Genomic DNA, 25928 nt, shown 5'->3' with positions numbered 1-25928 from the left:
CTGGTTTGCCTAATTTTGTTGCAAAGATTTCAAACTTTTATTTTCATAACACCGCTTTTACGTAAAAAGTTCTCAAAAATATACGATCTTTTTTGTAATTTTAGAAAGAGTCAATAATTGAATTTTTTGTGATGCTAAATGAGAGAACCTTTTGAAAATATTCAACCAATAAAAAAGCTTGTATCTCCTACCTAGTGCTCTCTCTTGCATACTTGAAAAAACTACTCAAAAAACTTATACACCAGCCCCACTACCTTTCCCAATTCCTACACTTGCACCTTGGCTTACATTCACATCATCTAAAACAGTTTCTGGATCTACCCCCATTCTTCTTAACATTTCTTCAAATTTTGTTGCCTTTTGAGCTTCTTGTTCTGCCGTTTGCTCTGCCCTTTGTCTTGCCTGAATTGACTGTTCTCTACTTTGCTCTAATGCTCTAATTCTAACTTCTATTTCTTCTATGCGCCTCCTTATATCATTTGATTCTTCTATTGCTTTTTTTGTTCTTTTCTTTTCTTTTTCAAAAAAGGTTTCTTTTTTCTCAAACTTTTTTTCAAGCAACTCTGTTAACTGATTTAGCGCAAAAACTGATATACTTCCTATTTCTCTCCTTTTTGGATTGCCACCGTTGTAATACTGACCTACCACCTCTTGTAACCCTTTGCCATTTTCCTTATTATAATAATAATTTACCATAAGGTTTGCAAATTTGAATAATTCCTGACACGAGAGCTTTTTTATATACTCCTTACTTATTTCAGTAAATTCAGTTTCATCTGCTCCTAACACAAATTTCTGTTGCTCAAAAAAATCACTATTATCCCAACAGAAACAACTTTCTATATTCTCACACAATTTTATTATCAATTTGTAGTATGAATTTATCAAATCAGAATACTCCAATATTGGCTCTACAAATATTTCGTCAGGTTGTACTTTATCTTTTTTGTGACTCTTTAATATTTTATATTGTGTTTCACCTTCTTTTAATAACTTACCCACTTCCAATTTTATTATCTCCAACTCTTTACAATTTTTACATTCCTTACTTAACGATTTTAGATTTTCTATCCAAATCTCTTCATAGAATTTTTGATACTCTTCATTACGTTGTTCAAATTTCTTTCTTATCTCTTTTGTTGAGTCAAGAATGTTTCTTGCTTCTCTTATAGACATTTCCTCATCAAGTATCTTTTTCACAAAACCTAAGTTATTTTTTAATGGCTTTATATAGTGTTCTCTTACTTCTTCCAAATATTGATTCCTTGATTCCATTAACCTTCCTTCTTCCCAATACGCTATATAATGCAACTTATTACATGCAGCTATATTGATTATCTTAAATAAATCTTGACCGCTATTAATTAGATTGACTGAAATTTCTCCAAATAATCTATATATGTAACCATACCCTTGCTTTTCTTTCATTACATAATCATGTACATTATTTAGTGCTTTCAGTATTGCATTAATTCTCTGTTGCATACTATTTGCATTTTGTATACCTGCTTGCACATCTGGATGATACTTTAACGATAGTCTCTTAACATCATTAATTCTATCCTTAGCATATCTATTATGTTCTTCTTTGCTCTTTTTACCCACTTCTACATCTTTCAGGCTTATATCAAGATTCATCAGTAACCATTTTAATTCAAATGATTCCAGTACTTCATTTAAAGTTGCATTAGAATCATTATCAATGTTATTACTTAAAATAACTGCTCTAATCAGATTACTAAACTTATCTGCTATTGCTAGCGTTCCTACTTCTGCAGTATGTCTACCAGCAAGATAAGAAGAACCTGCAGCTATAATTCCTGCTACACATATTGTTACTCCTGCACCTAATGCCGTAGCTCCTGCTCCTAACATTTTTTTTCCCATATCTTTTCCAGCATCTAGCATGTATCCCTCCTTTGTTAGCTGTTGATAATTATAAATATATCCATATTGAACAATATGCCATTGATGTACTATCACATTTGTAAATACACTAAGCACTAATCTCTGCAAAAAAGAGTAGCTATCGTAATTTATCGCTCTTTCACACTGTTCTTTAGTTAGCTCAACATCTTTGATTTTTTTGCTCCATGGCCACCACCAATAAACTCTCATTTCACCAAATGCTTCAAGTAACATCAGGTATTCATTTTCTGATACCTCACCATTTTTATTCTTTTGTAGTAGTACCTTAGAATCAAAACCCTTTTGTTTGCATAAATGCTCAAATAAAGTAGGACCAAACTCCCACAAAAGTACCCGATATTTTCTATGTTCAGAAAAACGTCTAATTATATTGTTTTGCCATAAAGGTAAACTAACACTACCAAATGTATATTCAGGAAAAATTGGTTCCATTAATTTCTCTCAATTCCTGCACTTGCACCTTGGCTTACATTCACATCATCCAAAGCAGTACCTGGATCGACTCCCATTCTTCTCAACATCTCTTCAAGTTTAGCTGACCTTTGAGCTTCTTGTTCTGCCCTTTGCTCTGCCCTTTGTCTCGCTTGATCTGACTGTTCAATACTTTGCTCTAGTGCTCTCTCCCTAGCTCCCGACTCTGCTAGTCTTACACTCTCTTCATGTCTCTCTGCTTTTTCTACCTCTTCAAACTTGTTTTTTGACCATTCTCCTACATCTGTACGATAATCAGGTCCTGTTAATATTTCCTCCCATGCTGGACTCCAGGTTATTGTACGGGAAATATATCTACAAAACCTAGCAATATACATTGATTTAGGCAGGTCATTATAATCATATAAAAGCGTAAGAAAGTTCTTATACAACTTCTTCAGATATGGATTGTTAGATTTTCTTGCTTCCTCTTCTATCTCATTTATATAATCCACTATTACTCTGTCACATCCTGTTCTTATTGCTAAGTAACCAACCTCAATACACTCATAAAGTTTGGCATATGCCTCTTCACGATCTTTTTCAGATGGCTCAGCTTTACCTACAAAAAATTCTACAATTGAACCGAAAAATGAAGTATTACGAGTATTAATATTTTCTACGCAAGTTTTCAATAGACTCATAAACTCTCTTTCACCCTGACCACCTATCTCATTTAGTAATGGCACCTTCTCCCCACTTTTTACAAAAGACCCGTCCTCAGAAGGAGTTTCTGATACTAGTTTAAGTAAATCTACTTCTTCCTTTCCTACAATCGAAAAATCAAATAGCAATTTATGAACCTTTCTCATTACTGTAAAAATCGATTTATCTATTAGAGCTTTATATTCTCCCCCCAATCCTTGCAACCTCTCCTTTATTGTAATTGATTGATTTGTGCTCGGATCTATAACACAACTTGCTAATAAAGATGCACCATTGACTATCAACACACTGATGATATGCATACTAGGTTGATCTTTATCAGCAGCATATTCCATATACTCTTTCAAAAGTTCATGCCTATTGTTTTTCTTGACCTGTTCCTTTATTCTTTCTTTTATTATTCCAATCTTTTGCTCCTTATCTCCTTCCGTGTTGTTGCATTCTTGATATAAAGGATGATGTCCTTCCTCAATTGCAGCATTGAGTACGTTATCAATTAGTTTATCATAAACTTCCTCAATAAATTCACCATTACGTATTCCATTCACTACTTCTTTACTAATACTGGTTAATATCGACCTTAATTTATCATCACCATCCCTTAAACCATCAAGCTTTTTTACTAGTGATTCATTACCTTCATATAAAAGACGAATTGCCTGACCATTTCTAATTCTCAACTGATATTCTTGAGTAATCTTTGTATACATATCACCATATACTTTATTATAATGATCGGATACATCTAACTTTAATACTGGCTGCAAAGCAAGATGGCTCTTAAATGCTTCAGTAATTTCCTTTAAATACTTATTCCCTTCTGTATAATCATCGCCATCATAAGAATAAACAAATCTTCCTGCTGGATCAAACATGTCTTGCACGTTGAATACTTGATATTTATTTTCTACAGTTTCATGCTTAAAACCCTTATATCTTTCTAGTATTTCCCGCTCCACATTTTCTAATTCTTTATTTACTTTTTCTACATCATAATTACTCGCTCTTACATCTAAAAGTTCATCAGGCTGTGCAATGTTACTTCTGGTCGGTAACCTGCCATGTATAAGACGGCCGAAGTTTTTGTCTAAAACTTGTTTTTGTGCAGCAATTATATTAATAGGCAACTGATATTTTAAAGTTTGAGTTATTCCAATAACTTTATAAGAAAGTATGGAGTGAGTAAGCCAATCTTCCCATAATTGACAATATTTAGTGCTCAATAATATCTGCAGTAACTTAGGATCATTTCTATCTATCGCTTCTTTTACCCGTTCACTAAATTGCTTGTCAAAAAAATTAGGCATACTACCTCTCTAGCTATACAATATAGCATACCTTAACTATCATTAAACCACAAATCAACAATTTTTTTTGCATAAACTTTTAATTAATTTTGAGCTAAATTTTAATAAAAATCTCTATAGCAGCTCTTTTGTAGTGTTTCTTATTTTTCAGTAATAAACTGAAATATTTTCTTTTTTCATTGTCATCTCTTCTTGTTACTTTTATAAACGTTACATCGCTAATCCATAAAATTTTTCTATTTGCTCGCTCCACAGCATCGGTATTTCTCTTAAATCCACTAACCTCAAACCCCTTGGCTGCCTCCCATTTACTATATCTTCTTTAATTTTTGGTGCTAAATAATTTAATCTTAAAATTTGTTGTATACGTCTTGTACCTATATTAACTTTAGCACTCAGCTCTTTTATATTTGCGTATTTTCCTTCCTCTAGCTGACGTTTCCATAGGTGAGCCCTCACCACTGCTTTCAGTAATGCATTGTTTGTTTTCCCCTCTGGCTCTACTACTGTGCATTTGTTTCCTTTCTTTTTTATTGGTATAAATTCCACCTTATCCTCTGAGCTCACCTCTATTCCATCTTCTTTTACCATTACTCCCTTTATTAACTTTTTTACTACTTCTTTCTGCTTTCCAAAACTTAAATTTTTCCACTCTTCCGCTTTTTCTTCCCATTTTTCATATAGCTTCTCTGTCTTCCTCATTACTTCTTTTTCCACTTCTCCTGCTACTACATTTCGATTTACTGATTCACAACCCTTTCCCCTTAAATGATTGTTACATACGTAATATCTATACCTTTTGTTCTCTTTTTTTGAGTATGTCAGCGTCATATTTACATCACAGCTCTTGCACTTTATTATTCCCTTTAGCAGTGCTTCCTCATATTTTGCTTTTCTATATGGTTGATTCTTTATCAATTCTTGTGCTTTTTGCCATTTTTCCTCTTTTATTATTGCTTCATGCTTTCCCTCATACTCTTTCTCATAATGCCGTATTTTTCCCATATATATTGGATTTGTTATTATTCTCCTCACCGTTGCTTTTTTAAAGATATCAAACCTTGCTTTCGTTCTGTAACCTTGACTATTTAACTCCCTTGCCAATTCTGCCATTGATTTTAGCTCCATATACCTCTCAAATATATGTTTTACCGTCTTTGCTTCTTTTCCATTTATTATTAATTCCTTATCTTTTACATCATACCCAAGTGGCACAGTTCCACCCATCCATAACCCCTGCTCCTTTGATGTTGCTATTTTATTTTTTACTCTCTCTACTATCATTTCTCTTTCTAGTTGTGCTGCTCCTGACAATACCGTTTGTACAAATTTTCCCATTGGCGTATTATTGTCAAATATTTGTGTTACTGCTATAAAATTTACTCGATGCCTTCTAAAAAATGATGTCACTTCTATGCTGTCTTTTGTTTCTCTTGAGAGCCTATCTAGCGTATATACTATTACACAATCTACTTCTCCTCCTTTAACATCTTCAAATAACTCCTTTATTGCTGGTCTTTCTAAGTTTTTTCCTGAATATCCGCCATCATCGTACCTTTTTGCCAATGCTACCCAGCCTTCTTTGCTCTTTATGTACTTTTCACATGCTACTCGCTGGGCATCAAGGCTATTAAACTTTTGTTCTAGCCCATCCTCATTTGATTTTCTTGTATATATCGCACACCTTACTTCTTTTAGCATTTTCAACTTCCATTTTTATCACGCATTCCAAATAATAAAGGTCCGTTGTAGCTCATTCCCATTATTTTTCCGGCTACTGCTGATAATGACGTAAAAAATTCTTCTCTATAGATTAAACCCTTATCTGTCACCATTACCGCATGCGTCTCTTCTCCTCTCTCTAGTATCAACTCTGTTCCTGCTACTGGTAATTTGTCACTACTTATTCTTTTTCCCTTCTCTAGCCGATCTGCCAGATACTCTAGTCTTTTTGCTCCTTTTCTTGACATTTCTCCATATGCTTCCTCCTGTATTCTATATGCTAATCTTGGTATCAGGTATTTCTTTGAGTATCTAGGCGCTTCTTCTCCATATACCTTCTTCCATATTTTCCTCAGCTCTTCCAATGTTTTTTTCTCCAAACCTTTTACCTTTCTTGCTATTTCTTCCTCCATATTTTTAGCCTTTTATAATTTCTCAAATAACTTTTCAATTCTGTCTGTTTCTTTCTTCAATATTTCAGTTATCTCTTTGCTGTTTTTCGCATAATCCATCCCTGTCATTCCAAATTTATCTGCTTGCTCTATTTCTGCTCCTGCTTTTACTAGCTCCTCCACTATTTCTTTTTCTCCTACCATGCACGCAAGGTGTAGAGGTATGCATTTATTTCCATATTCCTCAGCATTTACTTCTGCTCCTGATTTTATCAATTCTCTCACGATTTCTAGACGTTTCTCCGTTACCGCTAGGTGCAGTGCTGTGTATCCTTTCACATCTGCTGCATTCACATTCACTCCTTTTTCAACTAACAACTTCACTGTTTTTGCGTCTACTGCATAATGCAGAGCTGTTCTTTCCTTCTTGTCTCTTGCATAAATATTTTTAAATGAGTTCTCTAATAGTGACTCCTCTTTTCCTTTTTTACTCATAACCTACCTCACCTTTTTTTGAATTTTAAGCCCTCCTTTTCACCACCTCATCTATCATTTCACTTACTTGGCTTATTATTTTGCTTGCTAAATTTTCACATTCTTCCTTTATTAGTGATTTGTCTCTCTTCCTTATTTCTCCTATCTCTATTATTTTTAGCTCCGGTAAATAACTCCCATTCAACATGTCTGCTATTTCTCCCACTAGCCTCTCTATTTCATAGCATGTCAGTTCTCTACTTTTTGTTACTCCTCCTTTTTCTCTCAAAAATTTACTTGCCTTTTCACTCCCTTTGCTATCACATAGACGATACTTTTCACTTTCCCAGATGTAATACATTGGCGTTGCGCCATACTTATTCAGTTGATTAACCTCAGCTCCTGCTTTTACTAGCTCTTTTATTATTTCAACTCCTGCTCCTTTGCACGCAGAGTGCAGTGGCGTACATCCAGTGACATATTGAGTAGCATTTACTTCTGCTCCTTCCCTTAGCAGCACTTTTACATTTTCTAAACTCTTTGCGAATACTGCACAGTGTAGAGGTGTATAACCATTTTTATCTCTTGCATTTACCTCTGCTCCTTTCTTTATTAAGAACCTCACTGTTTTGTAATCGGAGATTTCTACTGCTTGATGCAAGATCGTCTCTCCTTCTTCATTTCTTTTATTAATATCTTTACTTGATACTTCTTTAAAAAACTTACTCTTGCTAAAACTCATTTCATACCTCACAAAATTAGCTTTTCTAGCGCCAGATAAATTTCTTATGTTTACCTGCTGCTATTCAAGTCATGTCCGTTTTAGCATGAGAAAGCAAGTCCTTTTCTTTTTATTTCATACACTTTAAACTATTATTAATATAATATATGAGGATCTAAATATAAGTATTTAACTTATTATACATATTGCTTGACTATTTTTCCAACTTCTGTGCAAATGTCGATGTTCGTGCCATTTCAGTACTCCCGGGTAAAACACTAAAATGTGCTTTTCTAATTCGTGTATTGAGTCTTTTTGCTCTGAATATAAGTCGTTTTTATAGTAAATGTTGTGTTCTGCTAAAACATATTTTCTGACCTTCTGATCTGTATAATTTTCTACTTTGTAACGATGGATAATACTGAATCTTTCTAAAATTGGCTTGTGTTTTAAACTCCAATGTTGCCCTGAAAGTTTATCGCTTCCCAATACAAATTTATTTCCTCTTTCTTCTACGCTACTAACTGGAAAGCACGTATTTATGTCTCCTAAATCCCAACTGTTTGATAATACTATCTGCGCTTTTGCAAACTTTATTTCTGGCAATAAGCTCTGTGGTAATGGATATAGTGCTTTTAAATTGTACCACAAATGATTTCTTTCATAAATACCGTTATAATTCTTTGTGTGAGGCTCGGTTTCTCCAAGGATTGCTACATCTAGGCGATATATATCATTGCTTAAAGCTCGTTCATAATGATCGCGTAGATAGTTTTCTATAATCCTAATAACTGGACCACTAGACCTGAAAAAATTTATTCTTCCAAACGATAACACTGGCCCATCTTTTTCAACTTTTCTACCTGAGTAATCCGACAACAAACTTCCAAAAAAGCTTTCATCTAAAATAAACCTGTCAACATTGTAGTGATCATTGAAAATCCTCATTAGCCTTGATCTTGCTGGTAATGATAGTTTTGCAAGTTCTACTACTGCATCCACAAAAAAGTCATTTGGAACATCCTTTATTCCTATTTGCAACTCGAAAAAATGTTTACCGGGTGGCTCTTCAATAATTGTAATATCTTCTATATTTGCCCACTTGAGTGCTATTTTGAGTGATGCTGGGGTTCCACGTAGTCTTTGAAATTTTACTCCTTCTACTACGGCTTTTCTTCTATCTTTTACCCAACGCAGTATCTCTTCTAAACCATATTCTTCTATTATCCACGGCAATGTTTCTTCTTTAAGACTAAACTTAAATCCTCTGATACAGTTTGGATCTACTTTATAATCTATCGCATCTACCAATGCTTTTTCTTGTTTTGTTGCGTTTAGTGGCAATAGCATTTTAAATTTCGCAAATTTGCACACTCATTCCCCAGTACCACAACATCCTCTTTTGGCTCGATTAATTCCACATTTTCTACACCATCTACAAATAAATTCGCTATTATCCAAGATCTTGTCACACTCCACCCTAATCTTTTTGCTAATTCAAACCTTTCAATAAACTGCTTCTTGATTTCTTCTTCTGATATTAAAGGACTTATGCTCATTCTGCTGTGAATATCTATTTCCATAATATTGCAACCAACTACTGTTACTGTATCTGTTAAAACCCTTATATCATCTCTAGTAACCTGCTTTTTTACAATTTCAAGTAGCTCTTCTAACGCTATGCCAGTTGTGGATAATTGTGTTGATAAGATTGAAATTTGTACTTTCCCTGGTATAGTTGATTCCACTAGTGCATCTTTTACTCTACTATCTGCTGACAGTGCATGATATTTATAATATTCCTTACTTCCTCCTGTTGACCAACCTGCTATCTTTGCTTTAATTCTTTTTCTAAATCGTTCATCATCTTCCCCTTTTTCTCTTTCTACAACATAAAACTCAGCTAAATTATCAAGATCTTCTCCCCTTGCAAACTTCAGTACATTACTTTTTATTGCTTCGTTTATTCTTTCTCTAAGCAAAAGTTCTCGCCATGCTGCTACTTCTAAAATCTTCATCGCTGGGTCACTTTCAATTAGTGCTGTAAAACTTTTATCTCGACTTATTAATTCTTCTTTCATCCGAGCAAAAATCTCTTCGAAGTTCAGTGATTCAGGCTGCTGCATTTTTAAACAACTACTCCACTAATACCTATGAATTTGCCTTCTGAAAGATACATACCTTCAAGTACAAGAGTCATTTTTCCTTCTTTAGCTTCAGCAATCTTTACTTTTTCTAACTTAAATCTCTTCTCAAATTTCCCCAGTGCTTCTGCTGTTGCTGCATAGATTTCCAAAGTTAAATCTCTATTTATTGGCTTATCTACTAATTCAAATAATCGAGAACCATAATCTCTTCTCATTACTCTACTGTTAATAGGAGTGGTCAGTATATCAATTATCGACTGCTTTAAGTGCTCTATTCCTTCTAATGCTTTTCCTGTTTTAGCATCCATTCCTCGCATATATTTTTCATGGCTCTGACTGAATACTTGCATGTTTTTCACGTGCTATAGAAATAGCCTTTCTCAACTTCTTTTCAAGAATTTCTTTAGAAGGAAGCTGTGTTAAATACTGTGCAACATGAATATTAGAGCCTTCGAGTTCAAGATATTCTATATCCTCTTGATCCTTATCAGCACATAAAATAATCCCTAACGGTTTTTCTTCACCTGCTTTTCGTTCATTTTTATCTAACCAATTTAAATACCATTCCATCTGTCCTTTATAAGCTGGTTCAAAACGGCCTATTTTTAGCTCTATTGCTATAAGGCGTTTTAATCCTCTGTGAAAAAATAGCAGGTCCAAATACCTGTCAGTTGTTTTAGTACTCATCCTTTTTTGACGTGTTACAAAACAAAAATCATTCCCAAACTCTTGTAAAAATTTTGTCAATTCATCCAAGATTGTATTTTCTAGATCAGTCTCACTATAACTTGATGGCAATTCCATGAAGCTAAGGAAGTATGGGTCATGAAAAATGAATTCTGGTGCTAACATATTTTCTTCACGTAAATTTTTTATACTCCTTCTTATGAAATCTTCAGGTTTTTTTGCTAGTGCTGTACGTTCATACAACATAGTATCGATTTTACTACGTAGTGCCCTAACACTCCACCTTTCAATACGACACATTTCTATATAATAATTACGCTTCAGCTCATCAGAAATTGCAATAATTTCTACAAAATGTGACCAACTCAATTGTTGTGACAGTGTCGCGACAATCTCTTGATCAGGAAAGAATTTAGAAAATTGCACCATACGAAATAATGACGCTCTATCAAACCCACGTCCATATTTAATCTGAAGTTCTTTTGCAAGTTGGGAGATGATTTGCTTCCCATAATCTGCGCGTTTGTGCTTTAGAATATCTTGGTCAATTCTGGAGCCAATTTGCCAGTTTAGCAATACTAGAGTAGAGTTGAATTGAACAGAAAGATGATTCTTTGCTCTATCTATTAAATTACTAACGTCTCCTAATAGGCTAGTAGTTATATCCATGTTCATAACCTTACTTTTTGTAAGTATAACAGATGGTTTATTTTTATCCTGAAAAAACATTATTACTACCACTCATTACTTTAGAACCACAAGATATTGAATCTCCAACTCTTCCTATACCATACCCATTTGTAAACACTGTTTTTGACCCTTCAGTTAATACTCTACTTTCTGTAAAATTATCTCCTTTTCGGCAAACTGGTTTACCATTCACAAAAACATTATTACTGCCGCTAATGCAAAAATGTGGTGTTGCTTCTGCACAATGATCTCCTACTCGCACAACCGATTTATTCATCAATTAAGGTTTATTTTATCTGCCTTCAATTTTATTCCACTTTTTGTCATTTCTATACTTGATTCCCCAGCTTTCAGTGTTATTTTGTCTACTACTTCAATCTCTAAATGATGTTTATCTTTATCGTATGACAACTTTGTTCCATCTTGAAATGTTAAGCTACTCACCTCTTTTTTATTTTCTGGAGCAGAGTACTTTTGTTGATATATTCCAGGAAGTACTACTCCTAAAGATAATTCTCCCAGCGGGGAAAGTATAACTACTTGCTCATCAATATCTGGCGGACACCAATCTCTATCTTTTCCTGCTTTACTTGTTATCCACGGCAACCAATCTGTTAAAAATTCTCCTATTTTCACTCTTACTTTTGCTTTTTCATAATCTATTTCTTTTACAATTCCTATTCGTACAATGTTTGCTAACTTTCTTTGCAGCTCTGAAATAGCAAAATTACTCTCTAACATTTTCTCCTATTGTAATCGTATGTGGCTTAATCGTATTTTCTGTCCATATCGATTTACCTAAATGAAGCTGATGACTCCACTCAACCAACCACACCAAATACGCATCTAATTCGGGTCTAAATCCGTCAATTTCCGCAGATATAAATTCTCCTGGTGAAACATTTTCCACATTCCAAGTATTTTTATTTACTACTCTTGCTACTTCTGCTGCTAATGTTCTGACAATAATAGCTGCATTTTCTATTGTGCTATCAATCACAATTCGTGCTTCAAATCTTGCTTTCAGTGCTAATTCCTCTGTTCCTGGATCTTTTCCCGATTCTAAACTCACAAGCTCTACAAATAACGCTGGCGCTAATAATTCTTTTCTTATCGATGGATAAATATCACAAGTTTGAATTGCTGATATTTCTTCTTTTAACTTAGTGCAAATTGCTTTATGTAAATCTTGCCAATTCATATAGATGTAATGTAACTTAATTCGCGGTGGAAGAATTTTTCAAATACCTTTTCAACTTCATAATTAACAAGATTACCTATTATCCTTGAAGCCTCTGGTTCTAGTAGCAACTTAATTTCCTTTATTGGTAATGCTGTTCTTCCTTCACGCTTAAAAATACCGCTATTTCCTTTTGGCATAACTGCTGCAAATCCTCCTATAAACTCATGCTTTCCTACTTTCGATCCTCTTCTTGTTTTTTGTATTTTACCAATTGTCGATGCTCTAATGTCATAGAGATTTGCTCTAATTAACACTTCTAATCTGCTAGTTTTCGCCTTAAAAATTCTTAGCCTTCTTCTCATTAACGTCAATTTTATCTTCTTTTCCTCACTAATTTCCTTAGCTGCTTGCGCTTTTAACCATAGTGCCGTTTTGTTTAATGCCTTTACCGTTGCTAATTCTACTTTTCTTCTTTTAGCATTTACACTTTCTATTACCTCAACTTCTATATGAATAGACATTTTACACCCCAGACGCTTTTATTTTCCACGTTATTCCAGACTTGTCTCTAAGTGGCGGTGAGTGTACTTTATATCTTCGATCACCTATAACAAAAACATCTCCTACTATTGGCTTTAACAGTAGGGTCGAGAACTGGCGCGCCTCTTTAGGGTTTGGTGGCTGATCCATTATTTTCATGTTGGGCCTCAATCCAAAATTCCCATATTCACGTTTCCAGCTCCCGCCTCATCAAACGCAGCATGCAGTTTTCCCGCACTACGCTTTCCTAGTAGATTCTTTACCAAAATTTATAACATATTGTGCTGGTGATGCTTTCGGAATGTAATATCTTATTCTGTAGTCCGAATATAGACCCAGGGTTTTATATATCCATTCTCTACTCCACCTCTTCCAGCCAAATCCTTTTCTTGCTTTTCTGGCTTTCATTAAATTGCGTCTTATTTTCTTCTCTACCCAATGCTTCACGTAGTGAAAGCTTCGACTTGAGTTTCCAATCCTAAAATAGTTTATCCACCCTCTCAATATCGGATTAATGATATGAATCACTCTCTCTATTGGTTGCGATTTATGCCAACGAAATACTTCCTTCAACTTGTGAAGTAGGTTTGTTCGTGCTTTCATCTGTGGTGTTGTTTCTACCGTCCATTTTCCTTGTTTTGTAATTTTCTCTCGAAAATTGAATCCTAGAAAGCTGAACTTTTCCCCTTCTTTTAGGTTAACAACTTTTGTCTTTTCTTCATTTACTTCTACTTCTATTTTTGCTAATTCCTCTTGTAACCTTTTGTATACTGACTTTTCCAGCCATTCCCATTTTGGGTGTCTATCTATCAGTATTACTAAATCGTCTGCCCATCTTGCGTATTCTATATGTTGATATTTTCCTTCTTTGGTCACCTCTTTTGCTTTCTCTAGCATTTTATCTACCTCATTGAGGTATATATTGCTCAATAACGGCGAAATCGTTGATCCTTGCGCTATTCCTCGTTTTCCTCCCATCTTGAGGATTAGCTTGATCAAGTGCATGATTTCTTTATCATTTATTCTCTTGGCAATCTTTTCCATAAGAATATGATGTCGCACATTATCAAAGTAGGATTTCAGATCTATGTCAATAGCTTTTGTATTGTCTTTGATTGCTGCTTTCTCTACCCTTTTTATTGCTTCATGCGCTTTTCTCTTAGGTCTATATCCATATGATCCGTCCTGAAAGTCAGATTCGAATATTGGTTCAATTATTAGCTTTAGTGCACTTTGCACTATTCTATCACGGATGCAGGGTATGTTCAATGCTCTGAGTTTTCCCCCAGCTTTTGGTATTTCCTTTCTCCGGTTCCTATTTGGGCTATAGGTCTTGGTTATTAGTTCATATCTTATTTGTTGGAGATACTTTTCTAAGCCTTCTGCTTCTATCAATTCGAATGTCACTCTGTCAATTCCTGGTGCCCCATTACTCCTCTTTGTTAGCTTGTAGGCTTCTTTCAGTGTTTCCATTTTGCAAACATGAACATAGATTCCCCAGAATCGCCATTCCGGTTCTGCCTTCGCTTTGGTATATATCTTTCTTCTCAGGTCTTGTAATTTTATTGGCATTTTTATCATTTTACCTTTACCTCCCTTTTGTTAAAAGATTTCTACTAGTAGGGTACCTTTGCTCCATGAGCATTACCTCACTTCTTCGCTACTACGCACCCATCCGCCACCCTTTCATCTTCGGTTCATTTCCTGTTTCCAGTTATAGAACCTACCTCTCCAAGATATTTCTCCTTGGGATGAGGAGGGCTTCTCCAGTTGTTTTGTATGTCCTTGTTATCGTGCCATCACTATCACCCCGCTGAAGTAGAACAGTTGTATCAGTCGTTTTTCAACCTTCTGTACTGCCTTCACCATTTGACGGCTGGTTCGGCCTTCAGTACTGTGTTTTCGAGGCCACCTATGTGTTCACTTCCGTTATGGCCCGATAACTCGCCTTTATCCTTACGATAACGTTGTCGGTAGGCTTCAGTATCTTGGTTTCCCTCCATACTGCTACCCAAGCTACAGGACTCCGACTCTTATCCTGGTAGGTTTGACTCCTACTGAACATACTTACCTTCTCTGGACGCACCATCAAACGCACTTACTTCTAACGCTAAAGTTTCTTCCACAAATTGTCCTTCACCAATCTCGTATAATTTATCTGGCTGTTGCTTTAATACTTGTACCATGTATGACTTATCCTTTGATTTATACAAAGCCACTTCTCCTAAATGGGCAAAACAATCTTCTAATAATCGCTTAATATTCTCTTGCATATTTCTTTTTGATATACTAACCTTTACATGCTAAGAAAGCGCATACCGGTAGAGTCGTTCTGTGCCTCACCAACTTGTAATTACTCTACCAGTATGTTATGCTATAGCGACTTTTACTAATACCCCTGGTCTATGGCACATTGGCAGAGGATTTGACTGCGTATGTAAATCAGTCCCTCTATCAAACCTCCTTGGTTCTTGCTTTGCATATAGTGGCTGTCCAAGAGTATTTACTGTTTCATTAAAATCTGCTGGTGCAAAATATGTCGTAAATGTGCTTGCTGTTCCTACTGGAAAACAGTGCCCTGTATCTTTCTCAATAAATCTTCTCACGGTTCCTTCAGGGTCAGTTGCTTGCCCTCTATACTCCTCAAATGTTATGCCACAGAACGTAAATCCTGATCTCATATCGTTTCTTAGCGCTGCTCCTTCTTGCCATCAACTATGTTTTTTAAAATTTTTTGAATTTAGTCTCATTTGTTGATAATTTTGTATTTTTATTCAATTGAAAAATGTATTTTGGCAACAAAAACCCTAGTTTATACAGAAAGAAATTTATATCAAACAGCAAGCACTGCTTAGATTTTATGGTTAACGAATATGTGCTTTAAATGTGTGTAGACGCACATATTCGTTAACCTATTTTCTATACAGATTTTTTTTATTTCATATTAATTGCTTCTTTAAGTCTTGCATTGGCAATTACTATGATTTTTCGCATTAGAGCTGTTATAGCTACCATCTTCTTTTTACCTCTACCAATAAGATCAGAATAAAAAGCACCAAGTGCAGATTTAGATCTTGCAGCAGCCATAGCAGCTGTGAAAAGCTTTGCACGAACGTTGCTTCTACCACCTGTTATCCTTCGATAACCAATAGTTTTACCGCTTTCTTTTGGATGTGGAGCAACTCCAGCAAGACTTGCAACTTCTTTTTTGTTTAGGTGGCCAAGTTCTGGCATTAGACACACAAAAACTTGTGATAACTTGAGACCTATTCCTGGCACTGTTCTCAAGATTTTTTGACGCTTTTGTAACTCTGGATTTTTATCAATAATTCTTTGTATGGCATCGTTGAACTCATTTATCTGACTGGTAAAAAAGTCTATTGTTTTTTGGCAACTTTCCTTTATATAGTCGTTTTCAGGTGCTGCAAGCCTACATTTCTCTTGAGTTCTCATTTGCGTAATGTCATCACGACGTTGACAGAGTGCAACTAAGGCGGTTTGTTCTTTTGACATACGCACAAATAGAGATAGAGCACTATAGCGTTCAAAACCATATTGAGCAAGGGCTCTTGCATCTGATTGATCTGTCTTTGCTAAAGTTCCATGTGATATGATAAAACTTTTTACTTTACGAGTATTAGCTCGATGTACAGCAACATTCTTATCAACAAGAAAATGTGCTAAGCCAAGCTCATATTTTCCAGTGTTTTCTAAAGTTACTAGAGAATTAGGTAGGATATCTGAAAATTTTTGAAACAACTGTTGCCAACCAGTAGCATCATTGTCAAACTTGATAGCTCTCCTTTGGTTATAAGCTGCAGCAACATTTTTAAATTTTCCGATATCAATGCCAATGAAATTTTGATAAGATGTAATCATAATAAATAACCTCGATAGTTTAATTAATTTAAGATTGTAAACGGGTGCATACATATGTCCCATGCAACTATTCAAACGTATCGAGAGATGGGGCTAGTTTACCTTGATGGCTACGGTTGTAATACCAACTTTCATTCGGTCGCACACGCCCGTGATAGCCCTATTCCTATAGTGAGTAGGGTTATCTTTCCCTCTTATCTCTTTTATATCACATTTTTAACTTACAATCTTTCATATGCTTCTTTCACTTTACTATGCGAAGTTAATGCATCAAAAAATTCAGGGCTTACCAAGGCATGTACTCCTGTCATATATTCACCACTTAGATTATCTTCTATATGCCGGAGTACTTCCATACACTTACGCTTTACATCAGTTGTTGCAGTTCCTAGTGCAAAATTTACTACTTTTGGTGTTATTTCAAATTCGTTGTACAGATTTAATAATTCTGACCCATCAGCATCAAGAATAATTCCCTTCAGCGCTCCCATTCGCAAATGCTCTAATGTTATTGCATGTTTGTTTCTCATTGATTGCAAATGATCAGTTATTACATCTGCAAGCGCTTTAAGTTCACTCTCTGATCCAAATGCCCTTATTCCTTGTACTTCTTCTGGCAGCACTACATCATCATGCGGAATGTGCGGAATCGTAAACGTTCTTACCTTTCTTTTTCCTCTTTTTCCTACTGTTGCTGGTGCTCCTGGTATTTGTGTTGGTAATAAACTTAATACTCCGTTGTGTTCTTCTATGGTAATATGTCTAAATCTTACTGACCTACTTGGAAACAAATTTAAATTTTCAACTCGTCCATAATTTATCGGCAATATATTCATCGCATTTGTTAGTGCCGTCATGCTAAATGCTGTATTTGTAAATGGATTTTGCATTCTTTTTCTCCTTATTAATTTTAGTTAAACTCCCTTGCGGATAATGATCCCTCGTGCTTCAAGTTGCTTTATTGCTTCAGCTTTCTGTTCTTCAGTGATATTTGCTGGCCACACAACTGCATGATCTGCTAGTATTGCACCACGAGTAATAATTACTGCTTTGGCATTTTCTGTCGCATTTACATCACTTAATATTGCACCTATTGCTGTTTGTGTGCCGTCTGTTCCAGTGGGATTAAGGACTCTAATAAAACCATCTTCCGTCTTTTTGGCAACTACTGTACCAAGCTTAAGATTTTGACCTTTAGCTACTGTTATTTGATCTCTTGAATATAGACTTGATGCCTCATACTTTAATAAGTCACCATGAGCCAATGACGTCTGATAGATTATTTTGTTCAGTTATACATGTCATATTTTCTTTTCTCCTTTTTTCCCTTTAGTTTACCGCCATGTTTGTAGTTGTTGTACCAGGCGGTTATAAAAAAACTTAAATACTTGATTGTGCTCTAGCTTTAGCTACTTGCATCATCAACTCCTCTCCTGAATTCTGTGGTATTGCACTCAGTATCTCTGTCTTTTTCGTTCTCTCTGCAAGTAACTCCATTAAAACCTCCCTTGCCTGCTCAACACTTACGCTTTGCTCAATAAATTCTCCTATTTTCTCTGGCATTCGTGATAAGTTACATAAACGTATTAATTCAAGAACTTCATTACGATACTTAGTTAAATTATCAGTTTCTAGGTCAGTTGTAGTTCGTTCATTCATAGTAATACTCCTGTTTTTATTAATAGATGAAAGAATTGTAATTCCGTCTGCAAGACCTATCTCTACTGCTTTCTCCCCAAAATATAGCCCTGCTTCCGTTGATCGAATCTTTTCAATTGAAAGACCTCTGTTCCTCGCTATTAGCTGCACAAACATTTCATATAGTCGGTCTACTTCTTTTTGTAAGCTTTCCAGACTTTCAGACGTCATTGGCTCATGTGGATTTAAATCATTTTTTCTACTTCCTGCAAATACTGTGGTATATTTTATTCCCTGTTTTTCATCAAACCCACTTTGATCTATATGACTTGCTATTACTCCTATACTGCCAATACCAGAAGTTCTGCTCACAAATACCTTCTCAGCGCTAGAGGCTATAGCATATGCAGCAGAGTATGCATCATCATTTGCTATCGCTATTATCCTCTTTTTTGCTCTTGATTCATAAATAAAGTCAGCTAGGTCAAATATACCGTTTACCTCTCCTCCGGGGCTATCTATATCAAGCAGAATAGTTTCTATATCTTTGTTTGATAATGCTTCTTCTATTTCTTCTTGAATTTTCTCATATGATGTCATTCCCAGAAAATCGTCAAAAGCCCCTGGTTTTTTGGTCAAAATTCCATGTATTGCTATTACTGCTGTTTTTTCTATATTCTGATTTACTGCATGTTTTATATTTTTAAAGATAGGTTGTTTTCCGTTATATAGTGACAACAGGTCAAAGCTTTTTTGCTCTATCATCATCGGCCTACATAGCCAGTTGGTTTGTAAAATTTTCATAATGTAAATGAGATTTATTTTGTTTGTGTCCTGACATCAGAATCAAAGAGAAGGTTGAAAGAATCAGCACGCTTTTGATCTTCTGCTATTTCTTGGTCAATTTCTTCTACATCGTAACCCATTTCTGATACTACTTCTGAGCGACTCTTGAAGCCATTTCTTACCGCCATTTGCTGTGCTTGCTGGTCTTTCAGTGGATCTACCCAATCAAATCCCTGTGGTATCCATTTTACTTCTTCTTTCGCTGCTTTTACTACTTTTTCATCTATACTCAGTTCTCCACAAAGTACTGCTAACTCTAGCCATTTACTCCATACTGGTCTGCAAAATTGAAATACCATAATGTTATGTTGCAGCATAGCACATCGACGACGAAACTCTATTAATCCTGCTCGAATGGATGAATAATTAACACCTGTTAAATCTCCTGTTAGCTGCTCATATGTTATTCCTGTACCTATTGCTATTGCCCTCAGTTGCTGTCTCATGAATGCTTCATAACTTCCTCCAACATCTGATGGCTCTGAAAATTTTATGTCTTCTCCTGGGTCTAAAAGCTGCATTGTTCCTGGCTCTAAACCTGATAATGCTACTCCTTGCTCATTACTTTCACTTTCTCCTAAAATATTTGCTTCAGGATCAAGTCTTGTAATAAACCCTGCAAACATTGCTGCAGTTTTCTTTCTCACCAGCTCTGCATCATCATATTGATCAAGCTCATAAAGCTTCAGCAGTATATTAGAAAGCCAAGGCTCCCCTCTGATTTGCCCAGGTCTTAAAGGTCTATAAATATGTAAAACATCATTTGCTGGTACTCTCACTGATTCACCAAACGAGCCTTCACCAGGGTGTTCTTTAAATAGGTAATATGCTTCTCTTTGCCCAAGCCTGTTAAACTCAATCCCGTTTCTTATTACATTACCATTTCCTAAAGTTTGATTTGTTTTATTATCTAAATGTTCAGACTCAAGTACTTGCAGTTGTAATGGTACAGAAAATCTATCTTCCAGCTTTCTCGTTCTTAAACGTACAAAACATTCTCCTCCCTCTATCATACTTCTGCATACTAGAGCTTGTAATCCATAAAAATCACTTACTCCGTTACTGTCTGCTTCATCTGTCCATCTTAGCCATAATTCTTGCACCTTCTTTCGAAATTCTCCATCTCTTGCTTTTGATTGTGGTTTTATTCCTGTTCCAATAGAGTTACTTACTATCGTATCAATTATATTTGCAGCGTAAGGATTTTTTCTCACCATATCACGTGATCTACTACGTAAAGTTTCAAGGTTTTGAGACAGCAAATTGTTTATACTTCCTAACTCTGGTTGAAAGTGAAAAAATCTTCTTCCTGAGCCTGCTGCATCCCACGCTGAGCTTTTTATCTTTGGTTTGTTAAATAATTGCTTGAAGGTTTTGAGCAGCATTTATAAAATTCCTTTACTCGTTGAAAAAACAATTTTCCTCTTTGGCCTCATGCCTGCAACTTTTAACCCCGCTTTTATTCGTTGCCTGAGATCCAATAAATCCTTTATTTGAACTTCCCCGTACCGCACAACATGGTCACCATATGCAATTGAGACAACTCTTTCTCCGCTTTGCAGTTTTTGAATTGCTTTCTCAACTTGAGTTAAATATTTTTCACTGTACATTTTGATTACCAAGCCACTTACTCTGTCTTACTTTTTTAGGTTTTTTACTTTCTGGTTTTTCACTTAAACTATTCCATTTACTCTCTGGCCATCTGTCTATTCCCAGTGCTATCGATGCTGCTCTTGCGTAAACTCGGCAATCTAGTACTTCATTTCTTTCTCTTACCTTTTGCCACTCTTGTTTGGTGTATCCTTTCACCACTTTGCTGACTAATTGCTCTGCCGTTAACTGCTTAAAATATTCGGGTGCATACTCAGGAAAATGACAATATCCAGGTAGAGCTTTTCCCTCTTCTTCTTTTAAAATATTAAGTAGCTGAAAAAGCTCTGACTTTAATATCGATACTCCTACTGGCCAGAGCTTTATTCCTCTTTTTAGCTTTTGACCACCAACTGTTATATCTACTCTACTTGGGCTGCTCAGTGGCACTAGGGCTTTATTTACACCTTTGACTGCCATTACTCTTCCAGATCCTTGATGACCTCTTACCCAGTTGTAAACTTCCTGCGTTGCATACCCTGCATCCACTGCCATCATGCTTATCATATATTCAAGCCCATTTTCACCAATAAAATGATGATTGAGGAGCTCCGAAAGCTTTCCCCATACTTCTCCTCTTCCAGTATCACCTTCAAATACTCGGTAATCTATTGACCAATTTTCTCTGCCTTTTCCCCATGCTACAACTTCTACTTCTAAGCGATCTTTTTGTACATCTACTCCTGCTGTAAGCACCACTTCTCTCCTAGGTACTGTGCCTACGGGAAAAAATTCTCTCCTGTTAAATAATTGCTTCCAATCTGGCACTTCTCCTTTATCTACCCAGGTTTCTCCTAAAGTGGTATTTATCCATACTTTTAGTAATTGTTCACTTTCTTTTGCATGTAAAAAATCTTCTACTGCTTGTTGCCAACTATACCAGCCAACTGGGCTATAAAGACTTGAAAGATGAAATCCTTTTTTCTCACCTTTTACTCTATTAGTAGCTCTCCATTCTCCACGTTCCAGCATCTCTGTCTTTTGATGATTTTCTATCTTTTTACCACATTCTATACATATATAGTGTGCTGTATTTGGATTTTTATCTTCCCATTTAATTTGTGACCATTTCAGAACTTGATAGTAATTACAATGCGGACATGGAACAAAAAAGTATCTCTTATCTGTTGCTTCAAATTCCTTCTCAATTCTGCTGATTCCATGAATCGTTGGTGTTGAAACTAAAAAAATCTTTCGCCGTGCAAATGTATTAGTTCGAGCAATACTGAGCAGTACTGGATCTCCTTCACCTCCTGAATCTCCTGGATACGCATCTATCTCATCAAGAAAGAGATATTTTACTGGCATAGATCGGAGGCCTACACTGCTATTTGCTCCAGTTATTACTACTATTCCACCTGGAAACTCCTTACTTTGTACAGTATTCCCTGAATCTCTTGACCTTGGGTCTTTTACTTTACTTTTTAAACATGGTGTACTCTCTATTAACGGTGCAAATCTTCCCTTCGACCAACGTTTTCCCATTTCAACTGTTGGCTGTACTACCAGCATTGGACCTGGTGTTTGATCGATGATATAGCCAATCCAATTGTTGCCAGCTTCTGTTCCCCCAATCTGCGCTCCTTTCATGAATACTACTTTTTCTGCAGGTGAAGATGGAGAAAGTGAATCCATGATTTCTTTTAAATAAGGAGTTCTTTCTGTTCTCCATTTTCCTGGCTCTGATGCTGCAGTTGGCGCTAAAACTCGATACTCATTCGCCCACTCTGATACTTTAAGGTGCGGATCTGGCCTTAAACCTTCAGAAAAAGATGTAGCGTATATCATATTGCTAGCTCTTCACCATCATTAGATGATACTTCAACATCACTTAAAATAGAACTGCACTCACTTGTTTTCTCACTTTCGAGTTCAATAAACATTTTCTTTTCAAGTGCTTCTTCTATATACTTCTGAATTAAATTACTCATTATTATTGCAGCTATGAGCGCAACTATTCCCACCATTACCGCAGCTATAATGTTAGGGTAAATTCCTACTATCGCTATTGCGCATATTGTTATAGTGACACAGATGATATTGGTATATTTCTTTATTTTTTTGTCTGCTATTTTCCTTTCTTCAAAATATTTATTGCTCAATAAATGAAATGTTGGAAAGTTCTTCTGTCTTCCAAATAACACTATTTCTTTCTCTTTACTCAGTAGTTCTATTAATTTTGCATTGTTCGTTATTATTGCATACTGAAAAACATCCGTGGCATCTGCTCCTCTCTTTAGCAACAACTTTACTACGTTAAAGTGACCATGCTTTGCAGCAACATAAATTCCCGTTTTTCCACTCTCATCTACAGCATCTATTTCAACTCCTTCACCAAGAATACCGTCTATTAGGTCTTCATATCCTTTTCTGGCAGCTAAATGAAGCAAACTGTTTTTATCAGCTCCGTATCTATTACTTGCTAAAATCTTTACTATATCTAATCTATTTGCTTCTTTTGCATAACAAAATGGTGTCTTGCCATTATCATCCTTAATTAAAGGATCTATATCTTCTCGAGTTAGTAAAACTTCTATTGTTTTAAGTCTTTCAGCGTAATGTAGAGGTGTTTTATTTTCATAATCTTGTAAATTAACCCCAGCATTAGGAACATTTATTAAGCATCTTACAATATCTAAACATAAGTCCCTTTCGTCGTAATTACTACTACTTATAGCTACGTGCAAAGAAGATAATTTCATTGCATTTCTGCCGCTACCAGCTATATTGACATTCGCACCAAGATTTGAAAGTAATTTTACTACTTCTAGCTTCTTGTTGTTCACTGCATAATGCATTGCTGCATGATTTCTCACGTCAAGAACATCCTTATCCGCGTTTCCTTCTCTAATTAAAATTTCTACTATTTCTTCATGTCCAGCTCCTGCCGCTAAGTGTAATGGTGTATGTAGTAAAGCATTCTGCTCATTAACATTAACTCCTTTGTTAAGTAAAAATCTTACAGCATTTGCTTCATTCAACATCGCAGCTAAGTGAAGCAAGCTATCTCCCTCTGATCCATATTTATGATTGATTAGTGCTTGTAATATTTCTTCTCTTGCACAAGAAAGCGCACTTTTACCATCATCATCAGCGATCAGTGGATTAATATTTTTCCTGTTCAGTAAGAGTGCAACCATACTAAGCTCGTTAATTTCTACTGCATAATGCAGCGGTGTCCTTCCATTTAATCCTCTAACGTTTACATCTACTCCTGGCTGATTAATGAGACACTTTATTAATTCTAAACTTAACTTAGCAGACATTATTAAAATTTAGCGTTAGATAATTCTTCAAGTGAGTTTGTAATCTCTTCAGTTAGCGTCTTATGAATCTTTTCAGTGTCACTCAGTGATGCAAGCAGTGCTGAAACCCTATTTGGAATATTAAGCAAATTATTACGGACAACTCTTGCTACATTAAATGCATCGCGCTTTACTTCCTCTACTGCTACAAGTTCACCAATCTCAGCTTTTGCTTTTGCCTCCAATAATCTACCCCGCTCCATCTCATTTTTTATTCGCGTTTTTAGCAACATTGTAGAAAGGTTATTTGTATTTTCTGGATTTTTCCTCCTAAGTGGCTGACTTGGATCTCTTATTGTTTCTATAGCCCTGTTTGCTTGTTCTCGGTCAATGAGTCCATCCTCCAGCTCAACTATTCCTTTTTTTACTAAATAACAGACATATTGCTTTGATACTCCTATCTCTCTTGCCCATTCTGTTTGTGTGATTTTTTCCACTCTTTTTGCTCCTTTTTACGAATTTTCTTCTTGAATTTCTGCAAAAGTTTTACCAGTACTGGCTAAAATGGCATCTCTTCCGGTATATATTTGCCAACGTTTTATGGTTACATCTACAAATTTTGAATCTAGCTCTATTGTTCTGCAAATTCTTCCTGTTCTCTCACATGCAATCAGTGTGCTGCCAGAGCCACTAAATGGATCAAGTACTATGTCTCCTGGTCTGCTGCTGTTTACTATTGCTCTCTCCATTAGCTCTACTGGCTTCATCGTTGGATGTAATGTATTGTGCGTTGGCTTATCATAAAACCACAGATCACTTTGATTTCTACCGCCATGCCACTCACGTTTATTGCCACTCTTCCATCCATAGAGCATTGCTTCGTATTGTCTTTGATAATCAGACCTGCCTAGCGTAAAATGATTCTTTGCCCAAATAATAAATGTTGACCATTTTCCTCCCGCTTCCTCAAATGCTTTTTGCAACGTTGAAAACTCTGATGATGATATACAGATATAAATCGCACCTTTGGTGTATGCTAAAATATTGGAACAGATGTCATAGAGAAAAAGTTCGTACTTTTCACCTTGATTATCATTTAATATTTTTTTATCTTCTCTCTCTTGACTACTACCATAATCAACGTTATATGGAGGATCACAAACAGTAATGTCTGCCATTTTATCATCTAACAGCGCTTTATATGATTCAACTACAGAGCTATCACCACAATAGATTCGATGATCACCTAAAATCCAAAGATCACCTGGTTTTGTTATTTCTACTTTTTTGTCATCAACAACTAAGTCAGAAAGATCTTCTTCTTCACCATCTAAATCATCAAGAAAGTTTTGAACTTTTTCTAATTCAAATCCAGTCATTTTAAGATCAAATTGTAAATCTTCTAATTCTTGAATTTCCACCTTCAAAAGATCATCATCCCACTTTGCCCAATTAGCTGATTGATTTGCCAGTAATCGAAAAGCTTTGGTTTGTGGTTCATTTAGATTATCACTTAAGACCACTGGAATACTTTCCATACCAAGTTTTCTTGCTGCTTTAAGTCTTAAATGACCATCAACCACAGTACCATCACTTTTTGCAACTATTGGAATACGAAAGCCGAATTCCCTGATTGAAGCACACATTCTGTTTACTACATCATCATTTTTACGAGGATTACGCTTATATTCGACGAGGTTTTCAACAGGATAGTAGTGGATTGCTAAATTCATATCTTAAT

24 protein-coding genes and 4 pseudogenes are annotated in these 25928 nt (G+C 35.6%); all 28 read right to left on the bottom strand.

The genetic code is table 11. The annotated features are described in order from the left end of the window. Positions 1-234: 234 nt before the first annotated feature. Positions 235-2361 (bottom strand): hypothetical protein, encoded by a 2127-nt coding sequence (locus ABWU65_RS08125; RefSeq protein ID WP_353280089.1) that lies wholly within the window; start codon positions 2359-2361, stop codon positions 235-237. Continuing rightward, positions 2361-4373: a hypothetical protein gene (locus tag ABWU65_RS08120; protein WP_353280091.1), complete on the bottom strand. Its 2013-nt coding sequence runs from the start codon at positions 4371-4373 to the stop codon at positions 2361-2363. Before ABWU65_RS08120 ends, ABWU65_RS08125 begins: the two co-directional genes overlap by 1 nt. 210 nt (positions 4374-4583) lie before the next feature. Then, positions 4584-6074, bottom strand: coding sequence for a recombinase family protein (locus tag ABWU65_RS08115; RefSeq protein ID WP_353280093.1), 1491 nt, complete (start codon positions 6072-6074; stop codon positions 4584-4586). Between the two features lie 2 nt (positions 6075-6076). Beyond that, positions 6077-6508: a DUF2924 domain-containing protein gene (locus ABWU65_RS08110; protein ID WP_353280094.1), complete on the bottom strand. Its 432-nt coding sequence runs from the start codon at positions 6506-6508 to the stop codon at positions 6077-6079. A 12-nt stretch (positions 6509-6520) separates the two neighbouring features. Beyond that, positions 6521-6982: an ankyrin repeat domain-containing protein gene (locus tag ABWU65_RS08105; RefSeq protein ID WP_353280095.1), complete on the bottom strand. Its 462-nt coding sequence runs from the start codon at positions 6980-6982 to the stop codon at positions 6521-6523. A 25-nt stretch (positions 6983-7007) separates the two neighbouring features. Continuing rightward, a complete protein-coding gene (locus tag ABWU65_RS08100; protein ID WP_353280096.1) occupies positions 7008-7703 on the bottom strand; it encodes an ankyrin repeat domain-containing protein in 696 nt (231 codons plus the stop codon). Positions 7704-7871: 168 nt separating this feature from the next. Beyond that, positions 7872-9032, bottom strand: coding sequence for a phage tail protein (locus ABWU65_RS08095; RefSeq protein WP_353280098.1), 1161 nt, complete (start codon positions 9030-9032; stop codon positions 7872-7874). Then, positions 9017-9808, bottom strand: a complete 792-nt coding sequence (locus tag ABWU65_RS08090) for a baseplate J/gp47 family protein (RefSeq protein ID WP_353278841.1) — start codon at positions 9806-9808, stop codon at positions 9017-9019. The genes ABWU65_RS08095 and ABWU65_RS08090 overlap by 16 nt, the downstream gene beginning before the upstream one ends. Before the next feature lie 2 nt (positions 9809-9810). Further along, positions 9811-10146: a GPW/gp25 family protein gene (locus ABWU65_RS08085; RefSeq protein ID WP_353278945.1), complete on the bottom strand. Its 336-nt coding sequence runs from the start codon at positions 10144-10146 to the stop codon at positions 9811-9813. A 7-nt stretch (positions 10147-10153) separates the two neighbouring features. Beyond that, a complete protein-coding gene (locus ABWU65_RS08080) occupies positions 10154-11191 on the bottom strand; it encodes a YhcG family protein (protein WP_353280100.1) in 1038 nt (345 codons plus the stop codon). A 37-nt stretch (positions 11192-11228) separates the two neighbouring features. Further along, complete coding sequence (locus tag ABWU65_RS08075; protein WP_063630987.1) at positions 11229-11483, bottom strand: PAAR domain-containing protein; 255 nt, start codon at positions 11481-11483, stop codon at positions 11229-11231. Then, positions 11483-11947: a phage baseplate assembly protein V gene (locus ABWU65_RS08070; protein ID WP_353280102.1), complete on the bottom strand. Its 465-nt coding sequence runs from the start codon at positions 11945-11947 to the stop codon at positions 11483-11485. Before ABWU65_RS08070 ends, ABWU65_RS08075 begins: the two co-directional genes overlap by 1 nt. Beyond that, on the bottom strand, positions 11934-12407 hold the full coding sequence (locus ABWU65_RS08065) for a hypothetical protein (RefSeq protein WP_253303090.1): 474 nt from the start codon (positions 12405-12407) through the stop codon (positions 11934-11936). The genes ABWU65_RS08070 and ABWU65_RS08065 overlap by 14 nt, the downstream gene beginning before the upstream one ends. After that, complete coding sequence (locus ABWU65_RS08060) at positions 12404-12910, bottom strand: phage tail protein (protein WP_353280104.1); 507 nt, start codon at positions 12908-12910, stop codon at positions 12404-12406. The genes ABWU65_RS08065 and ABWU65_RS08060 overlap by 4 nt, the downstream gene beginning before the upstream one ends. 1 nt (position 12911) lies before the next feature. Beyond that, positions 12912-13088: a hypothetical protein gene (locus ABWU65_RS08055; RefSeq protein WP_264376337.1), complete on the bottom strand. Its 177-nt coding sequence runs from the start codon at positions 13086-13088 to the stop codon at positions 12912-12914. A gap of 78 nt (positions 13089-13166) precedes the next feature. Then, entirely contained in the window at positions 13167-14510 is a 1344-nt protein-coding gene (ltrA, locus tag ABWU65_RS08050; protein ID WP_264374788.1) for a group II intron reverse transcriptase/maturase, read from the bottom strand. 506 nt (positions 14511-15016) lie between these two features. Continuing rightward, positions 15017-15202, bottom strand: a pseudogene (locus ABWU65_RS08045) (hypothetical protein); the annotation flags it as partial. 96 nt (positions 15203-15298) lie between these two features. Further along, positions 15299-15640, bottom strand: a pseudogene (locus ABWU65_RS08040) (major capsid protein); the annotation flags it as partial. Positions 15641-15863: 223 nt separating this feature from the next. After that, on the bottom strand, positions 15864-16808 hold the full coding sequence (locus ABWU65_RS08035; protein WP_353279985.1) for an IS110 family transposase: 945 nt from the start codon (positions 16806-16808) through the stop codon (positions 15864-15866). A 227-nt stretch (positions 16809-17035) separates the two neighbouring features. After that, a pseudogene (locus tag ABWU65_RS08030) lies at positions 17036-17698 on the bottom strand (major capsid protein); the annotation flags it as partial. Positions 17699-17722: 24 nt separating this feature from the next. Next, positions 17723-18113 (bottom strand): annotated as a pseudogene (locus ABWU65_RS08025) (head decoration protein). Between the two features lie 75 nt (positions 18114-18188). Beyond that, entirely contained in the window at positions 18189-19250 is a 1062-nt protein-coding gene (locus ABWU65_RS08020) for a S49 family peptidase (RefSeq protein WP_264685423.1), read from the bottom strand. 14 nt (positions 19251-19264) lie between these two features. Then, positions 19265-20677, bottom strand: coding sequence for a phage portal protein (locus ABWU65_RS08015; protein WP_353280615.1), 1413 nt, complete (start codon positions 20675-20677; stop codon positions 19265-19267). Further along, positions 20678-20902: a gpW family protein gene (locus ABWU65_RS08010; protein WP_264687029.1), complete on the bottom strand. Its 225-nt coding sequence runs from the start codon at positions 20900-20902 to the stop codon at positions 20678-20680. It abuts the gene before it with no gap. Continuing rightward, positions 20892-22730 carry a phage terminase large subunit family protein gene (locus ABWU65_RS08005; protein ID WP_353279983.1) on the bottom strand — a complete coding sequence of 613 codons (1839 nt, stop codon included), beginning with the start codon at positions 22728-22730 and terminating at the stop codon, positions 20892-20894. Before ABWU65_RS08005 ends, ABWU65_RS08010 begins: the two co-directional genes overlap by 11 nt. Then, positions 22727-24208, bottom strand: coding sequence for an ankyrin repeat domain-containing protein (locus tag ABWU65_RS08000; RefSeq protein WP_353279982.1), 1482 nt, complete (start codon positions 24206-24208; stop codon positions 22727-22729). Before ABWU65_RS08000 ends, ABWU65_RS08005 begins: the two co-directional genes overlap by 4 nt. Positions 24209-24210: 2 nt before the next feature. Beyond that, on the bottom strand, positions 24211-24684 hold the full coding sequence (locus ABWU65_RS07995; RefSeq protein WP_353279981.1) for a hypothetical protein: 474 nt from the start codon (positions 24682-24684) through the stop codon (positions 24211-24213). A 15-nt stretch (positions 24685-24699) separates the two neighbouring features. Beyond that, positions 24700-25920 carry a DNA modification methylase gene (locus tag ABWU65_RS07990; RefSeq protein ID WP_353279980.1) on the bottom strand — a complete coding sequence of 407 codons (1221 nt, stop codon included), beginning with the start codon at positions 25918-25920 and terminating at the stop codon, positions 24700-24702. Positions 25921-25928 lie beyond the last annotated feature (8 nt).

This window comes from Wolbachia endosymbiont (group B) of Silvanus unidentatus (genome assembly GCF_964028615.1).
Lineage (GTDB): Bacteria > Pseudomonadota > Alphaproteobacteria > Rickettsiales > Anaplasmataceae > Wolbachia.
The sequence above is the reverse complement of the archived record's forward strand: the minus strand, read 5'-3'. Positions and strand labels throughout refer to the sequence as shown.

What these genes read in the sequence shown, in the direction of transcription:
- ABWU65_RS08035 (WP_353279985.1), bottom strand. Translation starts at nt 16,808, where the DNA reads ATGATTACATCTTATCAAAATTTCATTGGCATTGATATCGGAAAATTT.
- ABWU65_RS08110 (WP_353280094.1), bottom strand. Translation starts at nt 6,508, where the DNA reads ATGGAGGAAGAAATAGCAAGAAAGGTAAAAGGTTTGGAGAAAAAAACA.
- ABWU65_RS08000 (WP_353279982.1), bottom strand. Translation starts at nt 24,208, where the DNA reads ATGTCTGCTAAGTTAAGTTTAGAATTAATAAAGTGTCTCATTAATCAG.
- ABWU65_RS08090 (WP_353278841.1), bottom strand. Translation starts at nt 9,808, where the DNA reads ATGCAGCAGCCTGAATCACTGAACTTCGAAGAGATTTTTGCTCGGATG.
- ltrA (WP_264374788.1), bottom strand. Translation starts at nt 14,510, where the DNA reads ATGATAAAAATGCCAATAAAATTACAAGACCTGAGAAGAAAGATATAT.
- ABWU65_RS08060 (WP_353280104.1), bottom strand. Translation starts at nt 12,910, where the DNA reads ATGTCTATTCATATAGAAGTTGAGGTAATAGAAAGTGTAAATGCTAAA.
- ABWU65_RS08005 (WP_353279983.1), bottom strand. Translation starts at nt 22,730, where the DNA reads ATGATATACGCTACATCTTTTTCTGAAGGTTTAAGGCCAGATCCGCAC.
- ABWU65_RS08055 (WP_264376337.1), bottom strand. Translation starts at nt 13,088, where the DNA reads ATGAAAATAATGGATCAGCCACCAAACCCTAAAGAGGCGCGCCAGTTC.
- ABWU65_RS08105 (WP_353280095.1), bottom strand. Translation starts at nt 6,982, where the DNA reads ATGAGTAAAAAAGGAAAAGAGGAGTCACTATTAGAGAACTCATTTAAA.
- ABWU65_RS08085 (WP_353278945.1), bottom strand. Translation starts at nt 10,146, where the DNA reads ATGCGAGGAATGGATGCTAAAACAGGAAAAGCATTAGAAGGAATAGAG.
- ABWU65_RS08070 (WP_353280102.1), bottom strand. Translation starts at nt 11,947, where the DNA reads ATGTTAGAGAGTAATTTTGCTATTTCAGAGCTGCAAAGAAAGTTAGCA.
- ABWU65_RS08075 (WP_063630987.1), bottom strand. Translation starts at nt 11,483, where the DNA reads ATGAATAAATCGGTTGTGCGAGTAGGAGATCATTGTGCAGAAGCAACA.
- ABWU65_RS08065 (WP_253303090.1), bottom strand. Translation starts at nt 12,407, where the DNA reads ATGAATTGGCAAGATTTACATAAAGCAATTTGCACTAAGTTAAAAGAA.
- ABWU65_RS08115 (WP_353280093.1), bottom strand. Translation starts at nt 6,074, where the DNA reads ATGCTAAAAGAAGTAAGGTGTGCGATATATACAAGAAAATCAAATGAG.
- ABWU65_RS08080 (WP_353280100.1), bottom strand. Translation starts at nt 11,191, where the DNA reads ATGAACATGGATATAACTACTAGCCTATTAGGAGACGTTAGTAATTTA.
- ABWU65_RS08010 (WP_264687029.1), bottom strand. Translation starts at nt 20,902, where the DNA reads ATGTACAGTGAAAAATATTTAACTCAAGTTGAGAAAGCAATTCAAAAA.
- ABWU65_RS08020 (WP_264685423.1), bottom strand. Translation starts at nt 19,250, where the DNA reads ATGAAAATTTTACAAACCAACTGGCTATGTAGGCCGATGATGATAGAG.
- ABWU65_RS08125 (WP_353280089.1), bottom strand. Translation starts at nt 2,361, where the DNA reads ATGGAACCAATTTTTCCTGAATATACATTTGGTAGTGTTAGTTTACCT.
- ABWU65_RS07990 (WP_353279980.1), bottom strand. Translation starts at nt 25,920, where the DNA reads ATGAATTTAGCAATCCACTACTATCCTGTTGAAAACCTCGTCGAATAT.
- ABWU65_RS08100 (WP_353280096.1), bottom strand. Translation starts at nt 7,703, where the DNA reads ATGAGTTTTAGCAAGAGTAAGTTTTTTAAAGAAGTATCAAGTAAAGAT.
- ABWU65_RS08015 (WP_353280615.1), bottom strand. Translation starts at nt 20,677, where the DNA reads ATGCTGCTCAAAACCTTCAAGCAATTATTTAACAAACCAAAGATAAAA.
- ABWU65_RS08095 (WP_353280098.1), bottom strand. Translation starts at nt 9,032, where the DNA reads ATGCTATTGCCACTAAACGCAACAAAACAAGAAAAAGCATTGGTAGAT.
- ABWU65_RS08120 (WP_353280091.1), bottom strand. Translation starts at nt 4,373, where the DNA reads ATGCCTAATTTTTTTGACAAGCAATTTAGTGAACGGGTAAAAGAAGCG.